Annotated in this window: 7 protein-coding genes; 4 read left to right on the top strand and 3 right to left on the bottom strand. The window is 64.5% G+C overall.

Translation table 11 applies throughout. The features are described from left to right. Positions 1 to 279 precede the first annotated feature (279 nt). Both AC1RMY_RS26440 and AC1RMY_RS26445 read left to right on the top strand, forming a co-directional pair. On the top strand, positions 280 to 795 hold the full coding sequence (locus AC1RMY_RS26440) for a GNAT family N-acetyltransferase (RefSeq protein WP_492869721.1): 516 nt from the start codon (positions 280 to 282) through the stop codon (positions 793 to 795). A 331-nt stretch (positions 796 to 1126) separates the two neighbouring features. Further along, positions 1127 to 1285, top strand: a complete 159-nt coding sequence (locus tag AC1RMY_RS26445; RefSeq protein WP_492869723.1) for a hypothetical protein — start codon at positions 1127 to 1129, stop codon at positions 1283 to 1285. A 44-nt stretch (positions 1286 to 1329) separates the two neighbouring features. Here AC1RMY_RS26445 and hpaI read toward each other — a convergent pair whose 3' ends face one another. The 3 genes from hpaI to AC1RMY_RS26460 are packed head-to-tail and all read right to left on the bottom strand — an operon-like array spanning position 1330 to position 3823. Next, on the bottom strand, positions 1330 to 2094 hold the full coding sequence (hpaI, locus tag AC1RMY_RS26450; RefSeq protein ID WP_492869725.1) for a 4-hydroxy-2-oxoheptanedioate aldolase: 765 nt from the start codon (positions 2092 to 2094) through the stop codon (positions 1330 to 1332). Between the two features lie 7 nt (positions 2095 to 2101). Continuing rightward, a complete protein-coding gene (hpaH, locus tag AC1RMY_RS26455; protein WP_492869727.1) occupies positions 2102 to 2884 on the bottom strand; it encodes a 2-oxo-hept-4-ene-1,7-dioate hydratase in 783 nt (260 codons plus the stop codon). A 45-nt stretch (positions 2885 to 2929) separates the two neighbouring features. Next, complete coding sequence (locus AC1RMY_RS26460) at positions 2930 to 3823, bottom strand: dioxygenase family protein (protein WP_492869729.1); 894 nt, start codon at positions 3821 to 3823, stop codon at positions 2930 to 2932. 284 nt (positions 3824 to 4107) lie between these two features. Between AC1RMY_RS26460 and AC1RMY_RS26465 the strand changes: the two genes are divergently transcribed. Continuing rightward, positions 4108 to 4884, top strand: coding sequence for a GntR family transcriptional regulator (locus tag AC1RMY_RS26465; protein ID WP_492869731.1), 777 nt, complete (start codon positions 4108 to 4110; stop codon positions 4882 to 4884). Between the two features lie 16 nt (positions 4885 to 4900). Then, the gene (locus tag AC1RMY_RS26470; protein ID WP_492869733.1) at positions 4901 to 5731 is read left to right on the top strand and encodes a sugar phosphate isomerase/epimerase family protein; all 831 of its coding nucleotides are present in this window, start codon (positions 4901 to 4903) and stop codon (positions 5729 to 5731) included. Positions 5732 to 5837 lie beyond the last annotated feature (106 nt).

The following is a 5837-nucleotide window of genomic DNA, read 5'->3' on the forward strand; positions in this document are numbered from 1 at the left end:
GCCGCATCCCTCTCCTCCCGCATCGGACAGCTCAACGACCTCGTCGCAGCCTTCAGGACAGGGCAGGAGGGGGTGGGCTCGACCCGCACCTATGCGCAACACGGCACTACCCGGCACGCCGCATAATCCGAAGAAAGGATGAGCCTGGCGCCGGATGTCGGCGCCTTCAAATATCGGGATTCCCCTCCAATACAATCAACGGTTTGTTGATGTCGGCGCCGCTGCTTTATCATCGCCGTCGCATTCCGTGCGTAAGCACGTCGAGAAGGCCTCCGATCGATGCCGAATGAAGATATCCTGATCAGGCCGGGCATGGCCGAGGACATCCCCGCCCTGACCGAGATCTTCAATCACTACATCGAGCACACCAACGCCCGGTTCACCTCGGAGCTGATGACGCCGGAGAGCTGCCGGACCTGGTTCCGTGGCTATGGTGCGGGGCGCTATCGGCTGCTAGTGGCGCAGGATGCCTCCGGCGTGCTGGGGGCTGCCTACAGCAGTCGCTACCGGCCGTCTTCCGCCTTCGACACCACGGTCGAGACCAGCATCTACATGCATCCCGGCCGGCGCCGGAGTGGGATCGGGACGAGGCTCTACGGCGCACTTATCCAGCTTCTGCAGGAGGAGGACGTCCATCTCGTCGTGGCCGGCGTCGCCCAGCCCAACGCGGCGTCAAACGCGCTTCATCGCAAGCTTGGGTTCGAGGAGGTCGGCACCTTCAAGGACTATGCGCGCAAGCGCGGCGTCTGGATCAGCTCGACATGGTTCCAGCGCTGCATCGGTGGCGCCGCCTGACGCTCGCTGCGGGGAACCCCTGTCCGCATGAGCGAACGATCTGCTGCCGGACCCCTGATCTGCGGCAATTCGTGCTCGACATGCCCGCGATCCGGCGCGTGCCATGACGCGACAGCCCCTTAGAATCGCCGCGACAGCGGGGCCGATCGCCTCGCCGCAGGAGCCGCGGCCATGGGCATCATCAAACCTCGATACGGGGCCTTCGATTGTCACGGCACGCTGATCTATTTCGCGATGGCCGACGCCGCGCGCTCACTCTATGGCGCGCAGCTCGAAGAAGCCGCGATGCAGAAGCTATCGACGATTTCTCGGCCTACCGCCTTGACGGGTGATGGGCGACTGGAAGCCTTACGAGGCTATTGTCTACAACGCTCTGGAGCAGACCTGCCGCCGCCGCCACGCCCTGATCGCCCAGCGGAAGCCGGATGGCACTTGGTGGCTGGACATCCACTTCCAAGGCGACGGCGAAATGGTCTTCTTCGATATCTGAACGATTTTTCCTCTCGCGCCGTCCCAGCGGCATCTGACAACGCCCTAGTTCTTGAAATGGCGGGCCAGTGATTCCGTCGCTTTAACAAGCATAGCGACATCGACGCCGACGGCTGTGAAGAGCGTCCCGATCTCGATGCAGCGCGCAGCAAAGGCGTTGTCGGGTGTCAGAATGCCTGCGGGCTTGCCCAAGGCCTTGATCCGGGCGATCGCATCCTCGATCGGTGCCGTCACCGCCGGATGGCCCGGCTGGCCAACGTAACCGAGGCTGGCGGCGAGATCGGCAGGCCCGATGAAGACGCCGTCGACGCCGTCGACCGACGCGATCGCCTCGAGGTTGTCGAGCGCTTCCTGCGTCTCGATCTGGACGAGCAGGCAGAGTTCTTCTTCCGCGCGCTTGCCATAGTTCGCGACGCGTCCGAATCGCGTCGCGCGCGTCACGCCTGAGACGCCGCGGATTCCGGCTGGCGGATAGCGCATCGCCGCCACTGCGGCCTGCGCCTGCTCGGCGTTCTGGACGTAAGGGATCAGCAGGGTCTGGGCGCCGAAATCGAGCAGGCGCTTGATCAGCACGGCGTCGTTGCTCGCGGGCCTGACGACCGCTGAGACCGGATAGGGCGCCACCGCCTGCAACTGTGCCAGCACCGTCAGCGGGTCGCCCGGCGAGTGCTCGGTATCGAAGAGCAGCCAGTCGAACCCCGAGCCCGCGACCGCCTCGGCCGCATAGGCGCCGGGCAGGCTGCACCACAGGCCGATCTGCTGGTGACCTTCGCGCAGGGCGCGCTTGAACAGGTTAGGCGGGAGTTCCATGGCGACCTCAGGTGAACGAGACGCCGATGGCGCCGAGCGGGCCATAATCGGCCTGGATAACGTCGCCGGCGGCGATGTCGACGGGCCGCGTGAAGGAGCCGGCAAGCACGATCTGGCCCTTCTTCAGGCCCGCGCCAACGATATGCAGCTTGTTCACCAGCCAGGCGATCCCGGCTGCCGGGTGGCCCATGATCGCGGCCGAGACGCCCGATTCCTCGATGATGCCGTTCTTGGACAGCGTCGCACCGACCCAGCGAATGTCGACATCCATCGGCCGTATGGGCCGGCCGCCGACGACGATGGCGCCGAAGGCGGCGTTGTCGGCGATGGTGTCCGTGATCGCGCGGGGCACTTCGGTCCGATAGTCGATGATCTCCAGCGCCGGCACCACCATCTCGGTTGCGCGCATCACGTCATAGATGCGCTTGCCCGGGCCTGCGAGATCCTCGCCCATGATGAAAGCGAGCTCGACCTCCAGCCGCGGCTTGATGAAGAGGCTCGCCTTGATCTGGGCGCCATCGTTGAACAGGGCATCGTCGAGGATACAACCATAATCCGGCTCCGTGATTTTCGAAGCCATCTGCATCGCTCGCGAGGTCAGACCGATCTTGTGCCCGACCATGCGCGCGCCACTAGCGATCCTAGCATCCGCCCACAGGCCTTGAATGCGATAGGCGTCCTCAAGCTCGATATGGGGGTAAGTCTTGCTCAATTGCGGGATCGGCTTCAGCGTACGTTCGGCCTGCAGCAGGGTGTCGGCGGCCTTCTGGCGCTCGTCATCGGTCAGCATCGGAAACTCCTTGGCGGCCCACGCGGCCGCGCGAACGGGACGGCGTCACTTGATGGGCGGGCGCGGAAGCACGGTCTCGCCGGGCTCCATCACATAGGTGTAGTCGAGCGCGTACCATGGCGTGGCGATGCTGGGATCGGAAGGATGCGGCTCGTCATGGCGGACATAGTCGCCGAGCAGAGCTTTGGTGACGCCAAACTGGACGTCCGAGTCGATATGCGGGTCCTGCGGGTCGTAGACCTGCGAGATCAGCACCTTGAAGCCCTGCTTGACGATCAATGCATGGAGGTGCGCCGGCCGGTAGGGGTGGCGGTCCTGAATCGCCAATAGACGGCCGACGACACCGTCGGTCGGGATCGGATAGCCGACCATCTTGACTGTCGAGAACCAGAAGCGGCCTTCCGCATCGGTGGTGAACTTGCCCCGCAAGTTCATCTCGGCCTGCTCGGGATCCTGGTTCTCGTAGAGGCCGACCGGCGAGGCATGCCAGACATCGACCTCGGCGCCGGCAATCGGACGGCCCGCCTGGTCCACGACACGCGCCGTGACCAGCAGCGGGTCGCCTGGTGTGTCGGATCGGATGATCGTGCCGCCGTTCTCGACATGCGGCGCATTCAGCCGCCAGAACGGGCCAAGCAGCGACTGCGAGGTTTCCGTGTTGCCGCCATCGCCATTGTTGAGGAGGCAGACCAGCGAGGAGACGCCGAGCGAGCCGGCCATCAGCACCATCTCGTTATGGCTGTCGCTGGCGAGCTTGCCGATCTCGTTGAGGATTGCCGTCGCCTCGCGGAACTCCGCCTCGGTCAGGCGGACATCGCGAATGAAAGCATGCAGATGGCTGACCAGCGCAGTGAGGATCTGGCGCTGCCGCGGATCCTTCGTGCGTTGCATCACGGCCAGCACATCGCGCGTCACATCGTGGTGGCTCTCGATGATCATGGCGTCCTCCCTGCCATGTCCATTTCTGAAAATCGATTATCTGTCAATCGGCAGGAGCGGAGAGCTTTGAATTTTTAATGCCCTCACCGCTCGCAAAAGTGCAGAAAGATGCGAAATTTGGAAACTCTAGCAACGAGCGTCCCTCATTCTGATCACATTTCGACTGCATGCAAAGTGATCGACTCTATCATCCCGGGCGCTTGCTCGTCGTCGAGTTGACATCAAAAATCGATTATCTTACGAACGAGACCTGTCGCCAACGCGGCCAGCTAAAGGAGGGGACGATGAGCTTCACTGCCGACGACCTGTCCTCCGCAGCGGTGCGCTCCGGTTCTGCCGGCTCCGGCCCCATCGAAGCCGCGCAAGCGCCCGGTGCGCCGGTGCGTGGTCCCGGCGACATCAAGAACACCAAGGCGTCCCGCCTGGTCGACCGCCTGCGCGAAGCGATCCTTTCGGGCGAATTGGCACCCGGCACCAAGATCAATCTCGATACCGTTCGGCGCAAGCTCGACGTTTCGCTCAGCCCGCTGCGCGAGGCCCTGGCGCGGTTGATCGCGGTCGGATTGGTCGAGCTTCACGACAACCGGGGTTATTCAGTCGCGCCGGTCTCCTTGTCCAACCTTGCCGAGATCACCCGGCTGCGGGTCGAGTTCGAAAGCCTGGCGCTGTCGTCAGCCATCGCAAAGGGCGACCTGGCCTGGGAAAGCGACGTCATGCGCGCGCTCCATCGCCTCAACCGGACGGAGCGAAGTGCGAGCGAGCCCGCGACGCTTGAAGCCTGGGAGCATGCCCATCGTGACTTCCACATGACCCTGCTCGCCGGTAGCGGCATGCCGCTGCTGCTGAATTCCTGCGTCATGCTGCACAATCTGAACGATCGCTATCGCCGCATCTTCCTGGTGGCGCAGGGCGGGGACCGCAATGTCGTCGCCGAGCATAGCGAAATCGCGCAGGGCGCGGTGGCGCGCGACAGCGACTACGCCTGCGCCAAGCTGCGCGAGCACATCCAGCGCACCGGTACCAATCTGCAAGCACGTCTTGCCGGCCAGTTGCAGCCCTGAGCCGATGGAGCGTGCCATGACCCGGCAAGCAGTCGTGCCGCCACTCGGGATCGCGCATTTCACCACGATCGACGTGGCTCCGCTCGATTTCGTCGCGCTGGCCGGCAAGGTCGGCTTTTCGGCTGTTGGCTTGCGGCTGTACCCGGCCTTTCCCGGCGCGCCCTTCTACGAAATCCGGCCGGGCAGCGCGCATATGCGCTCGATGCGGACGCTGCTGGCGCAGACGGGCCTGCACATTCACGACATCGAGTTCGTCGTGATCGACGATGCCTTCGCACTGGAGGCTGTCAGGCCGATCCTGGACAGCGCGGCGGAACTCGGAGCCAGGCGGCTGAGCGTCTGCGGTGACGATCCCGACCATGCGCGACTTGTCGCGAACTTCGCCGCGCTCTGCGATCTGGCGGCCGGCTTCGACCTGGGCGTCGATATCGAGAACATGCCCTGGCGCCATGTGGCGACCCTGCAGGACGCGACACGGGTCGTGCAGGAGGCGCAGCGCAGCAATGGCGGTGTTCTCGTCGATGCGTTGCATCTGTCGCGCGGCGGCGCGACACCCGCCGATCTGAAGATCATACCGGCCGGGTTCATCAGGAGCGCCCAGCTTTGCGATGCCGACGCGCAGCGACCGACTTCGTTCGACGAGATCATCAGGGAAGCGCGCGGCGGGCGCAGGCTTCCGGGACAGGGCGCCCTGCCGCTGCAGCAACTGCTCGCCGAGCTGCCGGCCGACGTGGCGCTTTCAGTCGAGGTGCCCAATCAAGGCGCGCCAGCGGAAGAGCACGCGAAAGCCGTGTTCAATGCTGCGATGACGGTGATCGCAGCCTGTAACCTGACAGGATCGGCGTGATGCGATGAAGCGGGCACCCAGACCGCCAGGGTCAGCGGCAGAGCATGCGAAGGACGGTGTCGAGGGCGCTCTGGCGGCGCCGCTTGCGCGCATCGGGCGCGGCCAT

It is taken from the genome of Allobosea sp. GW822-FHT03F07 (assembly GCF_058801345.1).

Coding starts and splice junctions, on each gene's coding strand:
- AC1RMY_RS26440 (WP_492869721.1), top strand. CDS start 280: ATGCCGAATGAAGATATCCTGATCAGGCCGGGCATGGCCGAGGACATC.
- AC1RMY_RS26470 (WP_492869733.1), top strand. CDS start 4,901: ATGACCCGGCAAGCAGTCGTGCCGCCACTCGGGATCGCGCATTTCACC.
- AC1RMY_RS26465 (WP_492869731.1), top strand. CDS start 4,108: ATGAGCTTCACTGCCGACGACCTGTCCTCCGCAGCGGTGCGCTCCGGT.
- AC1RMY_RS26445 (WP_492869723.1), top strand. CDS start 1,127: ATGGGCGACTGGAAGCCTTACGAGGCTATTGTCTACAACGCTCTGGAG.
- hpaH (WP_492869727.1), bottom strand. CDS start 2,884: ATGCTGACCGATGACGAGCGCCAGAAGGCCGCCGACACCCTGCTGCAG.
- AC1RMY_RS26460 (WP_492869729.1), bottom strand. CDS start 3,823: ATGATCATCGAGAGCCACCACGATGTGACGCGCGATGTGCTGGCCGTG.
- hpaI (WP_492869725.1), bottom strand. CDS start 2,094: ATGGAACTCCCGCCTAACCTGTTCAAGCGCGCCCTGCGCGAAGGTCAC.